At 58.2% G+C, this 19,325-nt stretch carries 18 protein-coding genes; 13 read left to right on the forward strand and 5 right to left on the reverse strand.

All coding sequences use genetic code 11. The features are described 5' to 3' along the window. On the forward strand, positions 1-844 hold an 844-nt coding region (locus ACB042_RS19735; protein WP_371178972.1), incomplete at its 5' end, for an IS3 family transposase. Between the two features lie 66 nt (positions 845-910). Here ACB042_RS19735 and fhuB read toward each other — a convergent pair. From fhuB to ACB042_RS19760, 5 genes are all read right to left on the reverse strand, one after another. After that, on the reverse strand, positions 911-2,893 hold the full coding sequence (fhuB, locus tag ACB042_RS19740) for a Fe(3+)-hydroxamate ABC transporter permease FhuB (RefSeq protein WP_371178973.1): 1,983 nt from the start codon (positions 2,891-2,893) through the stop codon (positions 911-913). Then, positions 2,890-3,774, reverse strand: coding sequence for an ABC transporter substrate-binding protein (locus tag ACB042_RS19745; protein WP_371178984.1), 885 nt, complete (start codon positions 3,772-3,774; stop codon positions 2,890-2,892). The genes fhuB and ACB042_RS19745 overlap by 4 nt, the downstream gene beginning before the upstream one ends. 33 nt (positions 3,775-3,807) lie before the next feature. Then, positions 3,808-4,572 (reverse strand): ATP-binding cassette domain-containing protein, encoded by a 765-nt coding sequence (locus ACB042_RS19750; RefSeq protein ID WP_371178974.1) that lies wholly within the window; start codon positions 4,570-4,572, stop codon positions 3,808-3,810. A 46-nt stretch (positions 4,573-4,618) separates the two neighbouring features. Further along, the gene (locus ACB042_RS19755; protein WP_371178975.1) at positions 4,619-6,265 is read right to left on the reverse strand and encodes a multidrug ABC transporter permease/ATP-binding protein; all 1,647 of its coding nucleotides are present in this window, start codon (positions 6,263-6,265) and stop codon (positions 4,619-4,621) included. Positions 6,266-6,344: 79 nt separating this feature from the next. Then, a complete protein-coding gene (locus tag ACB042_RS19760; RefSeq protein WP_371178976.1) occupies positions 6,345-8,441 on the reverse strand; it encodes a TonB-dependent siderophore receptor in 2,097 nt (698 codons plus the stop codon). A 395-nt stretch (positions 8,442-8,836) separates the two neighbouring features. On the opposite strand from ACB042_RS19760, the gene mioC reads away from it, so the two are divergent. The 12 genes from mioC (at position 8,837) to atpG (ending at position 19,300) form a co-directional block, all read left to right on the forward strand. Next, entirely contained in the window at positions 8,837-9,286 is a 450-nt protein-coding gene (mioC, locus tag ACB042_RS19765) for an FMN-binding protein MioC (RefSeq protein ID WP_181363335.1), read from the forward strand. A 509-nt stretch (positions 9,287-9,795) separates the two neighbouring features. Continuing rightward, a complete protein-coding gene (gene mnmG, locus ACB042_RS19770) occupies positions 9,796-11,685 on the forward strand; it encodes a tRNA uridine-5-carboxymethylaminomethyl(34) synthesis enzyme MnmG (RefSeq protein WP_058056584.1) in 1,890 nt (629 codons plus the stop codon). 21 nt (positions 11,686-11,706) lie between these two features. Continuing rightward, on the forward strand, positions 11,707-12,333 hold the full coding sequence (gene rsmG / locus ACB042_RS19775; protein ID WP_041202839.1) for a 16S rRNA (guanine(527)-N(7))-methyltransferase RsmG: 627 nt from the start codon (positions 11,707-11,709) through the stop codon (positions 12,331-12,333). A gap of 26 nt (positions 12,334-12,359) precedes the next feature. Continuing rightward, on the forward strand, positions 12,360-13,163 hold the full coding sequence (locus ACB042_RS19780; RefSeq protein ID WP_005357226.1) for a ParA family protein: 804 nt from the start codon (positions 12,360-12,362) through the stop codon (positions 13,161-13,163). Next, positions 13,160-14,068, forward strand: a complete 909-nt coding sequence (locus tag ACB042_RS19785) for a ParB/RepB/Spo0J family partition protein (protein WP_075112282.1) — start codon at positions 13,160-13,162, stop codon at positions 14,066-14,068. Before ACB042_RS19780 ends, ACB042_RS19785 begins: the two co-directional genes overlap by 4 nt. 190 nt (positions 14,069-14,258) lie before the next feature. Then, positions 14,259-14,669 carry an ATP synthase subunit I gene (locus ACB042_RS19790; protein WP_047437761.1) on the forward strand — a complete coding sequence of 137 codons (411 nt, stop codon included), beginning with the start codon at positions 14,259-14,261 and terminating at the stop codon, positions 14,667-14,669. An 8-nt stretch (positions 14,670-14,677) separates the two neighbouring features. Further along, on the forward strand, positions 14,678-15,460 hold the full coding sequence (atpB, locus tag ACB042_RS19795; protein ID WP_005339335.1) for a F0F1 ATP synthase subunit A: 783 nt from the start codon (positions 14,678-14,680) through the stop codon (positions 15,458-15,460). Between the two features lie 58 nt (positions 15,461-15,518). Further along, positions 15,519-15,761: a F0F1 ATP synthase subunit C gene (gene atpE / locus ACB042_RS19800; RefSeq protein ID WP_005307205.1), complete on the forward strand. Its 243-nt coding sequence runs from the start codon at positions 15,519-15,521 to the stop codon at positions 15,759-15,761. A gap of 54 nt (positions 15,762-15,815) precedes the next feature. Then, entirely contained in the window at positions 15,816-16,286 is a 471-nt protein-coding gene (atpF, locus tag ACB042_RS19805) for a F0F1 ATP synthase subunit B (RefSeq protein WP_005339336.1), read from the forward strand. 13 nt (positions 16,287-16,299) lie between these two features. After that, positions 16,300-16,833, forward strand: a complete 534-nt coding sequence (atpH, locus tag ACB042_RS19810) for a F0F1 ATP synthase subunit delta (protein ID WP_005339341.1) — start codon at positions 16,300-16,302, stop codon at positions 16,831-16,833. 15 nt (positions 16,834-16,848) lie between these two features. Next, complete coding sequence (atpA, locus tag ACB042_RS19815) at positions 16,849-18,390, forward strand: F0F1 ATP synthase subunit alpha (protein ID WP_005339342.1); 1,542 nt, start codon at positions 16,849-16,851, stop codon at positions 18,388-18,390. Positions 18,391-18,433: 43 nt separating this feature from the next. Further along, on the forward strand, positions 18,434-19,300 hold the full coding sequence (gene atpG, locus ACB042_RS19820) for a F0F1 ATP synthase subunit gamma (RefSeq protein WP_005339343.1): 867 nt from the start codon (positions 18,434-18,436) through the stop codon (positions 19,298-19,300). Positions 19,301-19,325 lie beyond the last annotated feature (25 nt).

Consider the following 19,325-nt stretch of genomic DNA (forward strand, 5'->3'; position numbering starts at 1 on the left):
GCAGCGGCAAGTCGAGAGGCTGACCATTGTCAGGGCTTGCCTGTTTCTGGGGATAAGCCGGCAGGCTTACTACAAGCGCAATCGGGTCGCCGACGAGCGCCATGCACAAGGGCTACAGGTGGTGCGCTTTGTGCGTCAGGTTCGACTGCGACAACCGCGGGTGGGCACTCGCAAGCTGCATTATCTGCTGCAGGGTCAGGATGATGACGGGCTCAAGGTCGGGCGGGACAGGCTGTTTCAGATATTGGCCGAGCACCGCCTGCTGGTGCAGCCTAAGCGGGCGTATCACAAGACCACCCACAGTTTTCACCGTTTCTACCGTCATCCCAACTTGCTCAAGGCGGGGCCAGAGCAGGTCACACCGGTGGCCCCGGAGCAGGTCTGGGTCGCTGATATCACCTATCTGCCAGCCAGGAGCGGGCCGCTGTACCTGAGCCTGGTGACGGATGCGTACTCACGCAAGATAGTAGGCCACCACGTACACGAAGGAATGCACGCGGAGTCGGTGGCGATGGCGTTCAAGAAAGCACTGAAGCAACGACGTGGCAGCGGGGAGTTAATCCATCACTCAGACCGCGGCGTGCAGTATTGCTCGGGACTGTATCAATCATTACATGAACGGTACGGGGTGAAATGCTCGATGACGGATGGGTATGACTGTTACCAGAATGCGTTGGCGGAGCGGGTGAACGGGATTTTGAAAGGAGAGTTATTGTTGCAAAGCCCGCAGGATTTAACGCAAGCGCGGGAGATGGTGCGTGAGGCAGTGGATATTTACAACGCGGAGCGGCCGCATCATGCGTTGAAATACAGAACCCCCGATGCGGTACATAGGGGGTTCTGAGTAGAGAAATGCTAGTTGAAAATGTGTAAACCTATTTCAGGACTAGACAGTTTTTTGTCCGCAAACCTAGAGGCGACGCAGGCACCACATGAAGTAAGCGCCTCCTAACAAGGTGGATACCAGCCCGACCGGCACCTCCTGCGGGAAGAGGATCTGCTGGCCGACCCAGTCCGCCGATACCATCAACAGGGCGCCGGAAGCGGCGGCCCCAAGCAGGTGCCAGCGTGCCCGCACCAACCCCATCAGCTTGGCCATATGTGGTGCCAGCAGACCAACGAAGGAGAGCGGCCCCACCACCAGGGTGGCGCTGGCGGTGAGCACGGCCACCAGCAGCAGGATGGCAAGCTGGGCACGGTTGAGGCGAATGCCGAGTGCGGTGGCTACCGCCGCCCCCATTGGCAGCAGATCGAGCCAACGGCTCACCAACAGGCAGGCGGCCAGCATCAACAGCGCCAGCCCCACCAGCCCATAGGCCACCGGCAGGGTGACGTAATAGGTAGAACCGGACATCCATGAGAGCAGTTGCTGCACCCGCAGGTCACCGTTGGCCAACGCAATGGCCTGCAGCGGCTCAAACAACGCCGTGATGGCAATACCTGAGAGCAGGATCCGCTCCGGCTGGAAGCCGTGCTTGCGATTGACCACCACCAGCAGCAACAGGCAGCCGAAGGCACCGAGCAAGCCACCGGCCAGCATCAGCGGCAGGGGCAAAGCTGGCAGCAGTAAGGCTGTCGCTATCACCCCCATAAAAGTGCTGCCGCTCACCCCCAGCAGCTCCGGACTCGCCATCGGGTTGTTGCTGACCCGCTGCAGCAGGGTGCCCGCCAGCGCCAGCAGCACGCCAGCCGCCCCAGCCGCCAGAGTGCGCGGCAACCGCCACTCCAGTTGGGCCTGCCAGCGGAGCCAGCTCGGCCAACTCCAGCCCGTCATTCCCTGTCCAACCAGCAGGGAGGCGACCACGGCCAGCATTAGCCCGACCAGCAACAGGCCAATAAGGCGAGCCGGTGCCGGATGGCGAGCCACCAGCAGGCCGACGTTTGCCTTAGGCGCACCCGACTTGATGCCAAGGCGCGGGATCAGCCAAAGCAGCAGCGGCGCGCCCAGCAGGGCGGTCATGGCACCGGTGGGGATCAAGACCGGCCAGAAGCGACTCAGGCTCTGCAGCAGCAGATCGGTCGCCGCCAGCAGCAGGGCGCCGAGGATTGGAGACCACAGCAGCCGCTGGCCAAGCTGGCGGATCCCGAGCAGCCGCACCATGGCGGGCGCTGCCAACCCGATAAAGCCGATCAGCCCAACCACGCTCACCACGCAAGCGGTGACAAACACCGCCAGCCCCAGTCCGGCAAAACGCAGATGCTGCAGGGAGACCCCCAGACTACGGGCGCTGGCATCATCCAGCTCCAGCACCGCCAGCGGGCGCACCAGTACCGCGGCCAACGCAGCAGCTGCCAGCAGGCGGGGCAACAGGTAACTCACCCCGCTCCAGCTGTTCTGCACTAGCGAGCCACTACCCCAAACCAGCAAGCCTTTCAGCTCCTCCTGAAAGAACAGCAAGAACCCCATGCTGATGGCCGCCAGATAGAGGTTGATCACCAGCCCGGCAAAGACGATGACCACCGGATTGAGCTGGCGACGCCAGGCCAGGGCAAACACCAGTGCCATCGCGAGGCTGCCACCGGCCATGGCGATCCACTCCCGCCCCAGCAGCAACCAGGAGGGGGCAAACAGGGTCACCATCATCAACGCCAGTTGGGCACCGGAGGCCACCCCCAAGGTGGTCGGTGACGCGAGCGGGTTGCGCAGCACCTGCTGCATCAGGGTACCCGCCAGCCCGAGCGCCGCCCCGGCCAACAGGGTGACAGCCAAGCGGGGCAGCCAGCTGAAATGCACCACCGCTTGGCTGACATCATTAAGATTGGGGGCGAAGAGGCTCTGCCACCAGAGCGCACCGGGCAGCTGGCGAGCCAGCTCCCAATACGCGAGCAAGAGGGTCAACCCCAGCAGGATCGAGACCGGCCGCAGCAGCGGCGATGTGAGCAGTCGCTTCATCGGCTAGCCTCCATACGCTCGGCATCTTGCAACAATGCATCGCTGAGCAGACCGGCGAAACGGCGGGCGGCCAATACGCCACCAAAACTCCAGACCGCAGGCAGATGCAGCACGGGGGCTTGGCGTACCAGCGGCAGATGCTGCCACAGCCCAGGCTCCTGCAGCCGTTCGCTCACCCCTACCGGGATGGGATCGACCACCACCAGCCGCGCGGTTGGCAAGGTCATGAACTGCTCGATACTGACCACCGAGAACCCCCAGTCATTGGTCTGCTCCTGCCAACCATTACGCAGCCCGAGCCGCGTCATCACCGCATCGAACAGGCTGTGGCGACCGAACACCCGCACATGGCGCTCATCGATAAACTGCACCACCAGCAGAGGTGGCAGATCCGCAGGCAATCTGGCCTGCATTCTGGCGAGATCCCGATCCAGCCCGGCCAGCAGCCGTTCGCTCTCGGCGGTTTTGCCCACTATACGGGCGAGGGTCAGGGTCACCTCGTGCAGCCGCTGCCACAGATCGGTTTGCCCATCATAAAGGGCAATGGTGCTCACCGGCGCGATGCGGGAAAGAGTTGGTGCCAGCGGGGCCGCCAGCGGCGAGATGAGGATGCGATCGGGTTTGAGCTCCGCCAGCAGCTCACGGTTGGGCTGGGTGCGCAGGCCGATATCCACCACTCCGGCAGGTAGCCGTGGCTCGCCGACCCATGCCTGATAGGGGCCTGCATCCCCAACGGCCAGCGGCGTCACCCCGAGTGCCAGCAGGGTCTCGGCTATGGTCCAGTCGACGGTGGCGATACGGGGTAGCGGCGCAGAAGCGATCGGGGATGTGTCGGCCTGCGCCACAAGTGGTAACAACAGGCTGATAAGGCAGGGGGCCATCTTCTTCAATAAAAGGTTCAAGGATGCCCCCGGTCAGACGATTGCGATGGGATGAGCATGAGCCGGGTGGCGAATGACCTCCATCGGAATGCCATAGATGGCGTGCAGGGTCTCGCTGGTCATGATCCCCTCAGGTTCGCCGTGGGTAAGCAGGCGGCCGGAATGGAGCGCCACCAACCGATCACAGAAGCGGGAGGCCATATTGATGTCGTGAATGACGATGATGACCCCAAGGTTGAGCTGACGGCTCAACTGCTTGACGAGCGTCAGTACCTCCACCTGATGGGCCACGTCCAGCGCGGCCAGCGGCTCGTCCAGCAGGATAAAGCGGCTCTCTTGGGCCAGTAGCATCGCCAGCCAGACCCGCCCCCGCTCGCCGCCGGAGAGGGTATCCACCAGCCGATCGGCAAAGCGTTCGGTATGGGTTAGGGCGATGGCCCGCTCGACCTGGCGGTGGTCCTCCGCCCCCATCCGGCCCAGCAGGCCACGCCAGGGGTAGCGGCCCATCTCCACCAGCTCCCGCCCGAGCAAATTCTCGGCGCTCGGCAGATGCTGGGGCAGATAGGCCACCTGACGGGCGAACTCTCGGTTGCCCCAGTCGGGCAGCGGCTTGCCATCGAACTGGATCTCGCCATCGCTGAGGGGTTGCTGGCGTGCCAGCAGCTTGAGCAGGGTCGATTTACCCGAACCATTGTGGCCGATGAGGCCATAGACCTGTCCCTGCTCGAAACTCAGGTCGGTGGGGTGCAGCAGCGTGCGGTCATTGACCGTGAAGCTGGCTGATTTCATCTCGAACATAAGCAATTCCTGTGCTGGCTTGCCGCCAGTCTCATCGGTGCCGGCATCAAGCCGGCACCTCGCAATCCAGATGGGCGATCGCATCGCGGCTCACTGCGGCACGGCGCGCGCCGATCAGTTCAGTGAGCTGGCCCTGACGCATCTCCAGCAGGCGATCGGCCAGCGGGAAGTAGTGATCGTCGTGGCTGATGGCGATCACCGTCTTGCCCATCTCCCTGAGGCGCGGCAGCAGTACCTGATAGAAGATGCGGCGGAACTGGGGATCCTGATCCGCAGCCCACTCGTCAAACAGCATCACCTCGCGCTGCTCGGCCAGCGCCAGCAGCAGGGCGACCCGCTTGCGCTGCCCTTGAGAGAGAGCGATATCGGCGATAAAACCATCCTCGATGGTGAGCTTGCTGCCCATCTGCAATCGCTCCAGCCACTCGGCTACCAGCTCATCTTTGGGTTCCGGCCCCAGCAGGTGCTGGAACAGGTGATAGTCGGTGAAGATGGTGGAGAAGAGCGCCAGATAGCCGTTGCGATCGGTGATCGGCTCACCATCCAGCAGGATCCGGCCCGATACCGGCTGGTAAAGGCCGGTCAGCAGCATGGCCAGGGTCGACTTGCCGGATCCATTGCCACCGATGATGAAGATCTGCTCCCCCTTTTCGATGACCAGATCGATGGGACCAACGGCAAAGCCGCCCTCCCCCTGATAGTGAAAGCTCACCTGCTCCAGCTCGATACGCTGCCAGGGGCGGATGGCGGGCGGCAGCGGGAAGTCAGCATCCGGCTCGGCCAGATTGAGGGCGGCGATCTTGTCGAACGCCACCTGAGCGGCAAGCAGGGTCGGCAGGGCGCCAATCCCCTGCAACAGCGGGGTGCGCAAGAACAGCAAGGTCAGCGCAAAGGTGGCGGCCACATTGGTGTTGGCCCAGCCAAGGCCGTTAGCCAGAAAGAAGACCAGACCGATGGCCCCCAGCATCATGATATTCGACCAATTCACCGCGCTCAGGTGATAGGTGTCGGCGCGGATGATCTGCTGGCGGTAGTCACGGGCATTCTGCTCATAGAGCTGGTGGTAAACGAAGTGAGCCCGCTCGCGGTTGAGCGCCAGCTCCTTGCTGCCCGCGATGATGGCCTGATAGTTCTGATAGAGCCGATCTTCGGCCTGACGCATGTGGGAGAGATGGCGATAAACACGGTTCACCAGCAACCAGCCCACCACCATGGTGACGGTGACCCAGAGCGCAGTCACCCCAAGCAATGCAGGAGAGAGCCAGCCAAGGTAAAGGGCAGAACCCAGCGTGAGCACCAGCCCCTGCACCAGCTCAGGCAGGCGCACGAAGGCGATGGTGATCTGGCCGATATCACTGGAGAGGGAGGCCAGCAGCGGCCCCAGACCAATCTGGCGGATGCGGGCTACATCGGTATCCAGCAGTTGCTTGAGCAGACGGCCACGCAACCGGTAGACAAAATGGTGACCGAGAGTGGTCAGGGCCAGCTGAGATCCGAGCGTGATCACCAGCAGAAACACAATCAGGCCGACCAGCTGACCGAGGATCGGCAGCGGATCACCTATAGATTCGATAAGAGACTGATTGATAAAGGCAATGACGCCAATCCCGCTGACGGCACTGAGCAGACTGAGCAGGGTAATGGCGATGAAGGGCCAACGATATTGGCGATAAACCAGAGACAAGAGTTCCATAACGGACCGGTATTCCAGAGAGATCAGAACAACTGCGGGTGAAAAGAAGGGCGGGAACCCGGTTCCCGCCCGACTTCGATTACCAGCGGTAGTTGATGCTGCCCACTACGCTGCGCGGCTCGCCGTAGTAGCAGTAGTAGTCACAACTGGCCACGTAGGTTTCACCCAGCAGGTTGTTGACGTTGAGCTGGGCGCGCCAGTTCTTGGCAAAGTCATACCCGATCATCGCATCCCAGACGGTATGGGCCGGCACCTCGGCAGAGCCGTAGATGGGGGTGTAGTCCGCATTCACGGCGCCAATACCCACGCTGGAACCGATATAACGCACACCGGTACCCAGCTCCAGACCTGAAGCCACCCCTTGCTGCACCTTGTAGTTGCCCCAGAAGGAGGCCTGGTGGCGCGGGATCAGGCTGGCACGGCGATCGCCACTGCCGGTGTCGTTGGTTTTGGCATCGGTGTAGGTATAAGCAGCGGTCAGACGCAGCGCATCTGTCACCTGCACGCTCCCTTCCAGCTCAATCCCCTGAGAGGTCACTTCACCCGCCTGGGTCTGCTGGCCTGAACCGGTAGAGACCAGCGAGTTGGTCTGGGCCAGATCGAACAGCGCCAGATTGATGTAACCGTCGAGGAAGGCAGGCGCATACTTCACGCCGGTCTCGTAGAGCTTGCCCTTGAGCGGCTTGTAGGAGTTTCGGGTGTTAGGATCGATCCCCGGCAGCACCTCGAACGACTCGGCATAGGCAAAGTAGGGAGAGAGGCCGTTGTCAGCCAGATACATCAGGCTGCCCGAGAGGGATAGCTCGTGATCGTACTGGCGCTCGTCCTTGCTGGTATTGGTGTTGTGGGTCTCCACATAGTCAAAACGGCCACCGGCAGTCAGCAACCAGCGATCGTCCCAGCGGATCTGGTGCTGGGCATAGAGGCCGCTCTGGCCCTTGCTGCTCTTCTGGTGAGTGGCGGTCGACTCGTCAAAACCGGGGAAGCCGCTGTAATCCGGGTTCATGGTATTGATGGTGCCCATGGCGTAGTTGTCGGCCTCGACCCCTTCATTGACATGACGCTGCAGATCAACCCCCAGCAACAAGGTCTGCTCGGTGCTGTCGGTGTTCCAGTAGCCCACCATCTGGTTGTCCATGGTGGCACTCTTGGTATTGCCATCGCGGTAAACCAGGCCACGACTGGCAGTTGTGCCTTCATAGGTCGGGAAGATATAGGTCTGGCGCAGCAGCAGATCGTTGTAATTGAAGCGGACGTTCTGCTTGAACTCCCAGGTTTGGTTGAGCTGGTGGGCCAGCTCGTAACCGGTGGAGATCTGGGTATTGCGGTTGCGATCGTAATCCGGCTGGCTCAGGTTGGTGGAGGGATCAATCTGGCCACCTGACGTATTCAGGGTGCCATAGACCGGGAAGAAGCCGTTGGTCGGGACCCCTTCGTCGTGCAGGAAACTGGCCAGCAGTGTCAGGCTGGTACGATCCGAAAGATCGAAGGTGACGCTCGGCGCCATATAAACCCGATCGTTATAGGTGCCAGTGAGCACGCCATCACGCTCTTTATAAAGAGCAACCATGCGGTAACGGCTGTTGTCGGAGAGCGCGTCAGAGACGTCCACCCCGACCTGACGATGATCCCGGCTGCCAAGCTGCAGATCCACCTGCCCTTGCGGCGTGGCGGTCGGCCGCTTGCTGATGGCATTGATCACCCCACCCGGAGGTGCCTCACCGTAAAGGATCGAGGCTGGCCCCTTCAGCACTTCCACACTCTCCAGACCGAACGGTTCCGGCGTCCAGACGTAGTAGCCGGTGCCAAACAACCGGTTGCCATCCAGATAAGAGGCGGCATCGAAGCCACGCACCTTGAACCAGTCAGTGTTGTTGTCTGAGCCATAGAGGCCGGTCAATACGCCGGAACGGTAGCGAATCGCTTCATCCAGCTGCAACACGGCGTGCTGATCCAGTTCCTCGCGATTAACCACTGAGACGGCGCGAGGGGTCTCGGCCATCGGCACTTCCACCTTCATGGCCGTACCTGTCACCACCATGGTTTCGCTGGCTTTGGGCAGCTCAGCGGTGGTTTGTTCGGCCATCAGCGGCAGGGAGACGAGCAAACCGGAGAGCGAAAGCACGCCGAAGGCGCCCTTCTTGCCGGGTCCTGTAGTGTATTTTTGCGCAATCATATAAAGTCTCGTTTATCAATGAGTTATGTTGTTTTAATTGTTATTTTTGGTCGTTTGTCACGACATCACCCTGTTCCATGGGCGAATAAAGCAGCGCAATCCTACTACAGGAGCCGTGATCGAATCGATTCAATAATTGCTAATCATTTGCATCTACATTGTTATCTGACTGCATCGTTGGCAGAATTCCGCGGGAGATGGGAGCCATCAGGAGAGCTATGAGCGGAGAAGAAAATGGAGAGGAATATAAAGAAGCAGAAAAAAGATCGGCAGGATGGATCCGGTGGCATTATCTGACTGGATCCATTATCCCCAAGCTTTATCCATATTTATCCACACCCTTTGGCGGTAGAATCCGGCTTTCCGTTTCTTTGTCTGAAATCAGGATCCATTCCATGGCCAAACTCAATCTCGTCGTCGGCTCCATGCTGGGCGCCGCCGAATATGTCGCAGACCACGTCGCCAACCTGCTGGAACAGGCTGGCCACCAGACCCGGATCCACAACCCGGCCAAGCTGGCAGAGGTGCTGGATGATGCGGGATCCATCCTGCTGGTGGTCACTTCCACCCATGGTGCCGGGGATGTGCCCGATAACCTGCAACCCTTCGCCAAGGATCTTGCCGAGCAGAATCCGGATCTTAATTCATTGAAATATGGCGTGATCGCCCTTGGCGACAGCAGTTATGACACCTTTTGCCAAGGTGGCAAGACGCTGGATCGGCTGCTGGCCGAGTGCGGTGCCAGCCGGATCGGCGAGCGGCTCGACATCGATGTGACCCAACACGAGATCCCCGAAGATGCCGCAGAAGTGTGGATCCGCGACTGGATGACGATGATCGCCTGATCAGCGTACGGGAGATCCTGAAGAAAAGCTTGATCTCCCCCACTTATCCCCAGATCGACTATCCACCATGTTATTAACAGATTGATCCGGGGGAGTTGTTCTACAAGGTTACCCACAACGCCCAGGGGTAATGTGTATAACTACGGTGTAAAGCTCTGCAAAACCTATAGTTATCCATGTATTAGATCCAGACCGACAGACCTCTGTGTATAAAAGTCCTGGTTATCCCCTCGTTCACCGGGCCAGGATCCAAGCTTTTCCACAAGCTAGGATCGTCCTTAAATTAATGATCTTTATGATCAAAAAGTGCTTATCAACAGAAAGGGCGGATCCTAATAAGAGATCAAGTAAAAGATCGATCTAAAGATCCTTAAGATCTAATTAGTGGATCCTCCCTTCATACTGAACGTTAAGTAGACGTTCCCCTCAGGACGCGAAACAGATAGAATGTTCCGCCCTTTAGCCTAGGCAAATAAAGATCTTCAGGCGTGCAGATCAAGGTGATCCCAATGCAATACCATGAACAATTTGATGTGATCGTCGTCGGTGGCGGTCATGCCGGAACCGAAGCAGCAACAGCGGCAGCCCGTATGGGCATGAACACCCTGTTGCTGACCCACAATATCGATACGCTGGGACACATGTCCTGTAATCCGGCGATCGGCGGGATCGGCAAGGGACACCTGGTCAGGGAAGTTGACGCACTCGGCGGGATCATGGCGCGTGCCATCGATCTTGGCGGGATCCAGTTCCGCACCCTCAACTCCTCCAAAGGCCCGGCAGTGCGAGCCACTCGTGCCCAGGCGGATCGCCTGCTCTACAAGGCCGTCGTTCGCCAGATGCTGGAGAACTACCCGAACCTGAAGATCTTCCAGCAGGCCTGTGACGATCTGATCATGGATGGGGATCGTGTTGCCGGTGTGGTCACCCAGAGCGGGATCCGCATCAGCGGCAAGACTGTGGTGCTGACGGTCGGTACCTTCCTGAATGGTTTGATCCACATCGGGATGGAAAACTACAAGGGCGGCCGCGCCGGGGATCCACCCTCGATCGCATTGGCCCAGCGCCTGCGTGAACTGCCGCTGCGCATCGATCGTCTCAAGACGGGTACCCCTCCGCGCATCGATGCCCGCAGCGTCGATTTCTCCGTAATGCAGGAGCAGCACGGTGACGATCCGCGTCCGGTATTCTCTTTCATCGGTGATGCCAGCCAGCATCCCCGTCAGGTGCCCTGCTACGTTACCCATACCAACGAGCGTACCCACGAAGTGATCCGCAATAACCTGGATCGCAGCCCCATGTACGCCGGGGTGATCGAGGGGATCGGCCCGCGCTACTGCCCGTCGATCGAAGACAAGATCACCCGTTTTGCCGACAAGACGGCGCACCAGATCTTCGTCGAGCCGGAAGGCCTGACCACCCACGAGCTCTACCCGAACGGGATCTCTACCAGCCTGCCGTTTGACGTGCAGGTGCAGATCGTCCGTTCTGTGCGCGGCTTCGAGAACGCCCACATCACCCGCCCCGGCTATGCCATCGAATATGATTTCTTCGATCCGCGGGATCTCAAGGCCAACATGGAGAGCAAGTGCATTCCAAACCTGTTCTTCGCCGGCCAGATCAACGGCACGACCGGTTACGAAGAGGCGGCGGCACAAGGCCTGATGGCCGGTCTGAACGCGGCCTTGCGTGCCCAGGACAAGGATCCCTGGAATCCGCGGCGGGATCAGGCCTACATGGGCGTGATGATGGACGATCTCTCCACCCTGGGGACCCGCGAGCCTTACCGCATGTTCACCAGCCGCGCCGAATACCGCCTGCTGCTGCGTGAAGACAACGCCGATATCCGCCTGACTGCCATCGGTCGCGAACTGGGTCTGGTGGATGACGAGCGCTGGAGCAAATTCAACGCCAAGATGGAACAGGTCGAGCTGGAGCGTCAGCGCATGCGTTCAACCTGGATCCACCCGCAACATCCGTCACTGGAGGCAGTCAACGCCCTGGTCAATACCCCGCTGACCCGCGAACAGAGTCTGGAAGAGCTGCTGCGTCGCCCCGAGGTGACCTATGATGCGCTGATGGCTATCGAAGGGGTTGGCCCTTCCGTGACTGATCCTGCCGCGGCCGAACAGGTTGAGATCCAGATCAAGTACGCCGGTTACATCGAGCGTCAGCACGATGAAGTGGAAAAGCAGCTGCGCAACGAGAACACCTTGCTGCCGCTGGATCTGGACTATCGCGAGGTGAACGGCCTCTCCAACGAGGTGAAAGCCAAGCTGAACGATGCCAAGCCGCAGACCATTGGTCAGGCTTCCCGCATCTCCGGCATCACCCCGGCGGCCATCTCCATCCTGCTGGTTCACCTGAAAAAACACGGCCTGCTGCGTAAAACCGCCTGAGGATTCTTACCGTTGGAAAATATGCTGGAAAGATTGAACGGCCTGCTCATGCAGGCCGGAATTGTTATCACCGATACCCAAAAGAGCCAACTGGTGCAGTTGGTCGAGTTGCTGCACAAGTGGAACAAGGCTTACAATCTCACCTCGGTGCGAGATCCGGACGCCATGCTGGTCAAGCATATCCTCGATAGCCTGGTGGTAAGCCCCCACTTGCACGGTGAGCGCTTCATCGACGTGGGGACAGGTCCCGGCCTGCCGGGATTGCCGCTGGCGATCATCAATCCGGACAAGCAGTTCGTCCTGCTCGACAGTCTGGGCAAGCGGATCAACTTCATCCGTCAGGTGATCCAGGAGCTGGGTCTGACCAATGTGACGCCGGTCAAATCCCGGGTTGAAGAGTATCAACCCGAGGTGGGATTTGATGGTGTACTGAGTCGGGCATTTGCCTCGCTGGAGGACATGCTGAGCTGGTGTCACCACCTGCCGTCAGAACAGGGTTGCTTCCTGGCACTCAAGGGACAATATCCCGAGCAGGAGCTGGCCCAGTTGCCTGCCAATATCCGTCTGGTAGCCTGTCATGAGTTGCGGGTGCCGGAGCTGGAAGGCGAACGTCATCTGCTGGAATTCAAACATATCCAGCCCGAATAGGGTCGCAGTTTCATTTAGGGGATCGTGTGGGAAAAGTCATCGCCATAGCCAACCAGAAGGGTGGAGTAGGTAAAACCACCACCTGTGTGAATCTGGCCGCCTCCATGGCTGCCACCCGGCGCAAGGTGCTGGTGATCGATCTGGATCCGCAGGGCAATGCCACCATGGGCAGCGGTGTCGACAAGTATGACGTCGAGCGCACCGCCTATGAGCTGCTGATCGAGGATGCCCCCATCAGCGAAGTGATCATCCCCGAAACTACCGGGGGTTATCACCTGATCGCCGCCAACGCCGACGTGACCGCGGCTGAAATCCGTCTGATGGAATTTTTCGCCCGCGAGATCCGCCTGCGCAATGCGCTGGCCTCGGTGCGGGACAAATACGACTACGTCTTCATCGACTGCCCGCCCTCTCTCAACATGCTGACCGTGAACGCCATGGCCGCCGCAGACTCCGTGCTGGTGCCCATGCAGTGCGAATATTACGCGCTGGAGGGGCTCACTGCCTTGGTCGACACCATCAGCAAGCTGGCCGCCGTGGTCAATCCGGAGCTCAAGATCGAAGGGGTGCTGCGCACCATGTTCGATCACCGCAACCGGCTGGCCAATGATGTGTCCGATCAGCTAAAACAGCACTTTGGCGACAAAGTCTACCGCACCATCATTCCCCGCAACGTTAGACTGGCTGAGGCCCCGAGTTTCGGTGCCCCGGCCATGCACTATGACAAATCATCGGTGGGCGCCAAGGCCTACCTGGCACTGGCTGGCGAGATCCTGCGCCGCCAGGAGCAGGAACGTCAGGCGACCATCGCAGACCGAGAGAGCATATGACTCCGAAAAAACGTGGACTGGGCAAGGGGCTGGATGCCCTGCTCAGTACCAGCACGGCTGCCCGCCAGAAACAGGTGATGAGCGATCAACGTACTGAAGAGGCCATGGCCCCCACCAATCAGGGCGAGCTGCGCAAGCTGCCGGTGGAGTGGTTGCAGTCCGGCAAGTACCAGCCCCGCAAGGATATGTCCCAGGATGCACTGGAAGAGCTTGCCAACTCCATCCGCGCCCAAGGGGTGATCCAGCCCATCGTGGTACGCCCTCTCGGCGAACAATCCTTCGAAATCATCGCCGGTGAACGGCGCTGGCGCGCGTCCCAGCTGGCGCGGCTCGAGGTGGTGCCCTGCATCGTCAAGGATGTACCCGACGAGGCTGCCGTCGCCATCGCGCTGATTGAGAATATTCAGCGGGAAGACCTTAATGCCATCGAAGAGGCGGTCGCTCTACAAAGACTGCTGACCGAATTCGAACTCACCCACCAGCAGGTGGCCGAGGCGGTGGGCAAGTCCCGCACCACGGTGACCAACCTGTTGCGTCTCAACCAGCTCAACGACGACGTGAAGCGTTTCGTCGAGCATGGCGACCTCGACATGGGCCATGCCCGTGCCCTGCTGGCCCTGAGCGGCCAGGCCCAGTCTGAACTGGCCAAGCTGGTTGCCCAGAAAGGGCTGACCGTACGCGATACCGAGAAGCTGGTGCAAAAAGCGCTCGAACCGGCAAAAGCCAGGGTCGAACCGGCCCATGATCCGCAGATCGGCTACCTGGAGCGCCAACTGGCAGAAAAAATTGGCAATCAGGTGCAACTTCAGCCTGGCAAGCGGGATAGCGGGAAGTTAGTAATAAGTTACGAGAATTTGTCCGATTTGGACCGTATATTGGGCTATTTTGGCGTGTCGGAATCGTGATTTTTACGCTTTTTGTAGTAATAAAACATCCATTCCTTTTGATATGACCATAACCCTGATTTGCCGCGGAAAGCCGCAAAAATTAAGGATTTTTGTCATATTGCAATAGCTGCCCTCAAGGGTATAATTTGACCGGCTTTAAGAGCTGTTAACATGGGGTCTTCGGATCCCGATTTTTTACAGTTCTGTAATGTTCAGGGGTAGGTTGGTGAAGCAGAAAATAGCCTTGGAAGGTTTGACACTGGCCTGGGTTATGCTCGTTTGTCAGCTCATCCTGATCCTGGCGATGAGTGCCGTCTGGTTTTACCTGACTGGTGCCAGCGCCGGTTATTCCGCTCTCTACGGAGGGGGGATGTACTGGGTTCCTCAAGCCTTGTTTACTGTCTGGGTGCTGCGCCGCAAGGTGACAACCGAGAGTGTGGGCCTGGTTTTGCGGGACTTTTATGGTGGGGCAGGGATTAAGCTCATTTCTACAACAGGTCTATTCGCCCTGATGTTTGGTGCGGGAGTCGAGGTCGTTACCGTCTCGTTTTTCGCCACTTATATCCTCGCCCTCGTTGTACAGTGGATGGTTTCATTCACGCTTAACAACCACTATTAGGAAAACTCATGTCTGCAACCGGAGAAGTCCTGACTCCTCAGGGATATATCTCCCACCACCTGACCCACCTTCAAGTCGGGTCTGGGTTCTGGACGGTCAATATCGACTCAATGGTATTTTCCGTCGTGCTAGGCGCCCTGTTTATCCTGTTGTTCCGCAAAGTAGCCGTTAACGCTACCAGCGGGGTGCCGGGTAAGCTGCAGTGCTTTGTGGAGATGCTGGTCGAGTTTGTGAATGGTAACGTCAAAGACATCTTTCACGGTCGCAACAAGGTCATCGCACCTTTGGGGCTGACGGTGTTTGTGTGGATCTTCCTGATGAACTTCATGGATCTGATCCCCGTTGACTTTATCCCTCACGCTGCACAATTGATGGGTATTCCCTATCTGCGTGTGGTTCCCTCTGCTGACGTTAACATCACCATGTCCATGGCTTTGGGCGTGTTCTTCTTGATCCTGTATTACAGCATCAAGGTCAAGGGTATCGGCGGGTTTGTGAAGGAGCTGACGCTTCAGCCTTTCAACCACCCGGCGGCCATCCCGGTTAACCTCATCCTGGAAACTGTTACGCTGATTTCCAAACCTGTTTCTCTGGGTCTTCGACTGTTCGGCAACATGTATGCTGGCGAACTGATCTTTATCCTGATTGCTGGTTTGTTACCCTGGTGGTCACAGTGGATCCTGTCCGTGCCTTGGGCAATTTTCCACATCCTGATCATCACTTTGCAGGCATTCATTTTCATGGTTCTGACCATCGTCTATCTGTCGATGGCGCAGGAAGACCATGGTTGATGCAACTCAAATAATCCTTTTTATACAATCAATTACATCTAAATAACTGGAGATCCTCATGGAAAACTTGAACATGGACCTGCTGTACATCGCTGCTGCAATGATGATGGGTCTGGCTGCTATCGGCGCTTCCATCGGTATCGGTATCCTGGGTGGCAAGTTCCTGGAAGGTGCTGCTCGTCAACCGGATCTGATCCCTGTTCTGCGTACCCAGTTCTTCATCGTAATGGGTCTGGTGGATGCGATCCCGATGATCGCCGTTGGTCTGGGTCTGTACGTGATGTTTGCGGTTGCTGGCTAAGTCGTTACGACTCTCCAGGCATAACCCATTAACTAACTTAAGAGGACATCGGCTGTGAATATCAATGCCACCCTCCTCGGCCAAGCAATTGCTTTTTTCTTCTTCGTAGTGTTTTGCATGAAGTACGTATGGCCGCCGCTGATTGCAGCCATCGAAGCCCGTCAGAAAGCTATTGCTGACGGTCTCTCTTCTGCCGAACGTGCCAAGAAAGATCTGGATTTGGCCAAGGCCAACGCCACCGATCAGCTGAAAGAAGCCAAGCTGCAGGCTGCTGAAATCATTGAGCAGGCTAACAAACGTAAAGCCCAGATCATTGATGAAGCTGCCGCTGGTGCCCAGTCTGAGCGGGAAAAAATCCTGGCTCAGGGCCGTGCCGAGATCGAAGCTGAACGTCATCGTGCCAAAGAAGAACTGCGTAAGCAGGTTGCTGCTCTTGCCATTGCTGGTGCAGAGAAGATCCTGGCGCGTCAAATCGACCAGGCTGCCAACAGCGACATCGTCGACAAACTGGTAGCAGAACTGTAACGGGAACGGGGCTATGTCTGAACTGACTACAATCGCTCGCCCCTACGCCAAGGCTGCTTTCGAGTTTGCCGTTGAGCACAAGGCGGTTGACCAGTGGCTGGGTATGCTCGGTTTCGCTGCGCAAGTAGTGGAAAACGAGACCATGCACAACCTGGTAAACGGCTCTGTGGCCGCCGAAGAGCTGGCAACGCTGTTTGTCGGTGTCTGCGGTGAGCAACTCGACGTGCATGGCCAGAACCTGATCCGGGTGATGGCCGAGAATGGTCGCTTGGGTGTGCTGCCGGCGGTCGTTGCTGAATTTGTAGCGTTCAAAGCTGAACTGGATAAAGAGGTTCAGGCTGACGTGATTTCGGCGATCGAACTGACCGACCAGCAGAAAGCCAATATTCAGGCTTCTCTGGAACAACGTCTCGCGCGCAAAGTGAAGCTGAATTGCAGCATCGATGCGTCCTTGATGGCCGGGGTGCTCATCAAGGCCGGTGATCTGGTAATCGACGGTACAGTCCGCGGTAAGCTGGATCGCATGGCTGACGCGCTGCAATCTTGATTGGGGTATTAGAGCATGCAACTGAATTCCACTGAAATCGCCGAGCTGATCAAGCAGCGCATTGCGCAGTTTGATGTAAAGAGCGAAGCGCGTAACGAAGGTACTATCGTCTCTGTGAGCGACGGTATCATTCGTATTCACGGCCTGGCTGATGCCATGCAGGGTGAGATGATCGAGCTGCCGGGCAACCGCTACGCTCTGGCATTGAACCTGGAGCGTGACTCCGTCGGTGCGGTGATTATGGGTTCCTATGACGGTCTGTCAGAAGGAATGAAAGTAAAAGGTACTGGCCGCATTCTGGAAGTGCCGGTAGGTCGTGGTCTGTTGGGCCGGGTGTTGAACACCCTGGGTCAGCCGATCGACGGTAAAGGTCCGATCGACAACGATGGCTTCTCGCCGATCGAAGTGATCGCGCCGGGCGTTATCGAGCGTAAGTCTGTTGACCAGCCGGTCCAGACCGGTCTGAAAGCCATCGATGCCATGATCCCTATCGGTCGTGGCCAGCGTGAGCTGATCATCGGTGACCGTCAGGTTGGTAAGACCGCCATCGCGATCGACACCATCATCAACCAGAAAGATTCCGGCATTAAGTGTGTCTACGTTGCGATTGGCCAGAAGGCCTCCACCATCGCCAACGTGGTGCGCAAGCTGGAAGAGCACGGTGCCCTGGCCAACACCATCGTGGTGGTTGCCTCTGCCTCCGAAGCGGCTGCTCTGCAGTACCTGGCTCCGTATGCCGGTTGCTCCATGGGTGAGTACTTCCGTGACCGCGGTGAAGACGCGCTGATCATCTATGATGACCTGTCCAAGCAGGCCGTAGCTTATCGCCAGATCTCCCTGCTGCTGCGCCGTCCGCCAGGACGTGAAGCTTACCCGGGTGACGTTTTCTATCTGCACTCCCGTCTGCTGGAGCGTGCTGCTCGCGTTAACGCCGAGTACGTAGAGAAGTTCACCAAGGGTGAAGTGAAAGGCAAAACCGGTTCTTTGACCGCACTGCCAATCATCGAAACCCAGGCGGGTGACGTATCTGCGTTCGTTCCGACCAACGTGATCTCCATCACCGATGGTCAGATCTTCCTGACTTCACAGCTGTTCAACTCCGGTATTCGTCCGGCGGTTGACCCGGGTATCTCCGTATCCCGTGTAGGTGGCGCTGCTCAGACCAAGATCGTCAAGAAGCTGTCCGGTGGTATCCGTACCGCGCTGGCCCAGTATCGCGAACTGGCGGCATTCGCCCAGTTCTCTTCCGATCTGGACGAGGCGACTCGCAAGCAGCTGGATCACGGTGTGAAAGTGACCGAGCTGATGAAGCAGAAGCAGTACTCTCCGCTGAGCGTGGCTCACCAGTCTCTGGTGCTGTTCGCCGCCGAGAAAGGCTATCTCTCCGATGTCGAGCTGAACAAAATCGTCGACTTCGAAGCCGCTCTGCTCTCTTACGCCAATACCCAGCATGCCGAGCTGATGGCTGAAATCAATGCCAAGGCCGACTACAACGACGCGATCGTTGGCAAGCTGACTGCGTTGCTGGATAGCTTCAAAGCAACCCAGACCTGGTAAGCGTGTGTGGCAGCGTGAGCTGCCACTTGATGGAGAGTAAGAGATGGCCGGCGCAAAAGAGATACGTAACAAGATCGGGAGTGTGAAAAACACTCAGAAGATCACCGGCGCTATGGAAATGGTGGCAGCAAGCAAAATGCGCCGTGCGCAGGAACGCATGTCTGCCAGCCGTCCGTACGCTGAAACCATGCGCAAGGTGATCGGCCATATCGCTCAGGGGAACTTGGAATACAAGCACCCCTACCTCATCGAACGTGAGGTCAAGCGAGTGGGTTACATCGTCGTCTCCACCGACCGTGGCCTGTGTGGTGGTCTGAACATCAACCTGTTCAAGGCTGCCCTCAATGATATGAAGCAATGGAGCGCGAAAGGTGCCAAGGTTGACCTGGCACTGATCGGTAACAAGGCCTCCAACTTCTTTGAACGGCACGGCGCCAAGGTTAAAGCTCATGTCGCAGGACTGGGCGATAGTCCGAGCGTCAATGACCTGATTGGTTCAGTCAAGGTCATGCTGAAGGCTTACGACAACGGTGAGATTGACAAGCTGTATCTGGTGTACAACAAGTTCGTCAACACCATGGTGCAGCAACCACGGGTCGATCAACTGCTGCCTTTGCCCGTAACTGAAGACAGCAAGCTCGCCAAGAAACACCACTGGGATTACCTCTATGAGCCGGATCCCAAGAAGCTGCTGGATACCCTGCTGGTTCGCTATGTCGAATCTCAGGTTTACCAGGGTGTAGTGGAAAACTTGGCAAGTGAACAGGCAGCCCGAATGGTTGCCATGCAAGCCGCGACTGACAACGCCGGTAACCTGATTAACGATCTGCAACTGGTATACAACAAGGCCCGTCAGGCCAGTATTACCCAGGAGCTGACAGAGATCGTATCCGGTGCTGCTGCGGTGTAAGGCAAGGGTTATCAAAGGTTTAGAG

Source organism: Aeromonas sp. S13(2024) (assembly GCF_041402405.1).
GTDB lineage: Bacteria > Pseudomonadota > Gammaproteobacteria > Enterobacterales > Aeromonadaceae > Aeromonas > Aeromonas veronii.

Excerpts from the sequence above, each read along its gene's own strand:
- fhuB (WP_371178973.1), bottom strand. The coding sequence starts at position 2,893 with ATGAAGCGACTGCTCACATCGCCGCTGCTGCGGCCGGTCTCGATCCTG.
- ACB042_RS19745 (WP_371178984.1), bottom strand. The coding sequence starts at position 3,774 with ATGGCCCCCTGCCTTATCAGCCTGTTGTTACCACTTGTGGCGCAGGCC.
- ACB042_RS19750 (WP_371178974.1), bottom strand. The coding sequence starts at position 4,572 with ATGTTCGAGATGAAATCAGCCAGCTTCACGGTCAATGACCGCACGCTG.
- ACB042_RS19755 (WP_371178975.1), bottom strand. The coding sequence starts at position 6,265 with ATGGAACTCTTGTCTCTGGTTTATCGCCAATATCGTTGGCCCTTCATC.
- ACB042_RS19760 (WP_371178976.1), bottom strand. The coding sequence starts at position 8,441 with ATGATTGCGCAAAAATACACTACAGGACCCGGCAAGAAGGGCGCCTTC.
- mioC (WP_181363335.1), top strand. The coding sequence starts at position 8,837 with ATGGCCAAACTCAATCTCGTCGTCGGCTCCATGCTGGGCGCCGCCGAA.
- mnmG (WP_058056584.1), top strand. The coding sequence starts at position 9,796 with ATGCAATACCATGAACAATTTGATGTGATCGTCGTCGGTGGCGGTCAT.
- rsmG (WP_041202839.1), top strand. The coding sequence starts at position 11,707 with ATGCTGGAAAGATTGAACGGCCTGCTCATGCAGGCCGGAATTGTTATC.
- ACB042_RS19785 (WP_075112282.1), top strand. The coding sequence starts at position 13,160 with ATGACTCCGAAAAAACGTGGACTGGGCAAGGGGCTGGATGCCCTGCTC.
- ACB042_RS19790 (WP_047437761.1), top strand. The coding sequence starts at position 14,259 with ATGTTCAGGGGTAGGTTGGTGAAGCAGAAAATAGCCTTGGAAGGTTTG.
- atpB (WP_005339335.1), top strand. The coding sequence starts at position 14,678 with ATGTCTGCAACCGGAGAAGTCCTGACTCCTCAGGGATATATCTCCCAC.
- atpE (WP_005307205.1), top strand. The coding sequence starts at position 15,519 with ATGGAAAACTTGAACATGGACCTGCTGTACATCGCTGCTGCAATGATG.
- atpH (WP_005339341.1), top strand. The coding sequence starts at position 16,300 with ATGTCTGAACTGACTACAATCGCTCGCCCCTACGCCAAGGCTGCTTTC.
- atpA (WP_005339342.1), top strand. The coding sequence starts at position 16,849 with ATGCAACTGAATTCCACTGAAATCGCCGAGCTGATCAAGCAGCGCATT.
- atpG (WP_005339343.1), top strand. The coding sequence starts at position 18,434 with ATGGCCGGCGCAAAAGAGATACGTAACAAGATCGGGAGTGTGAAAAAC.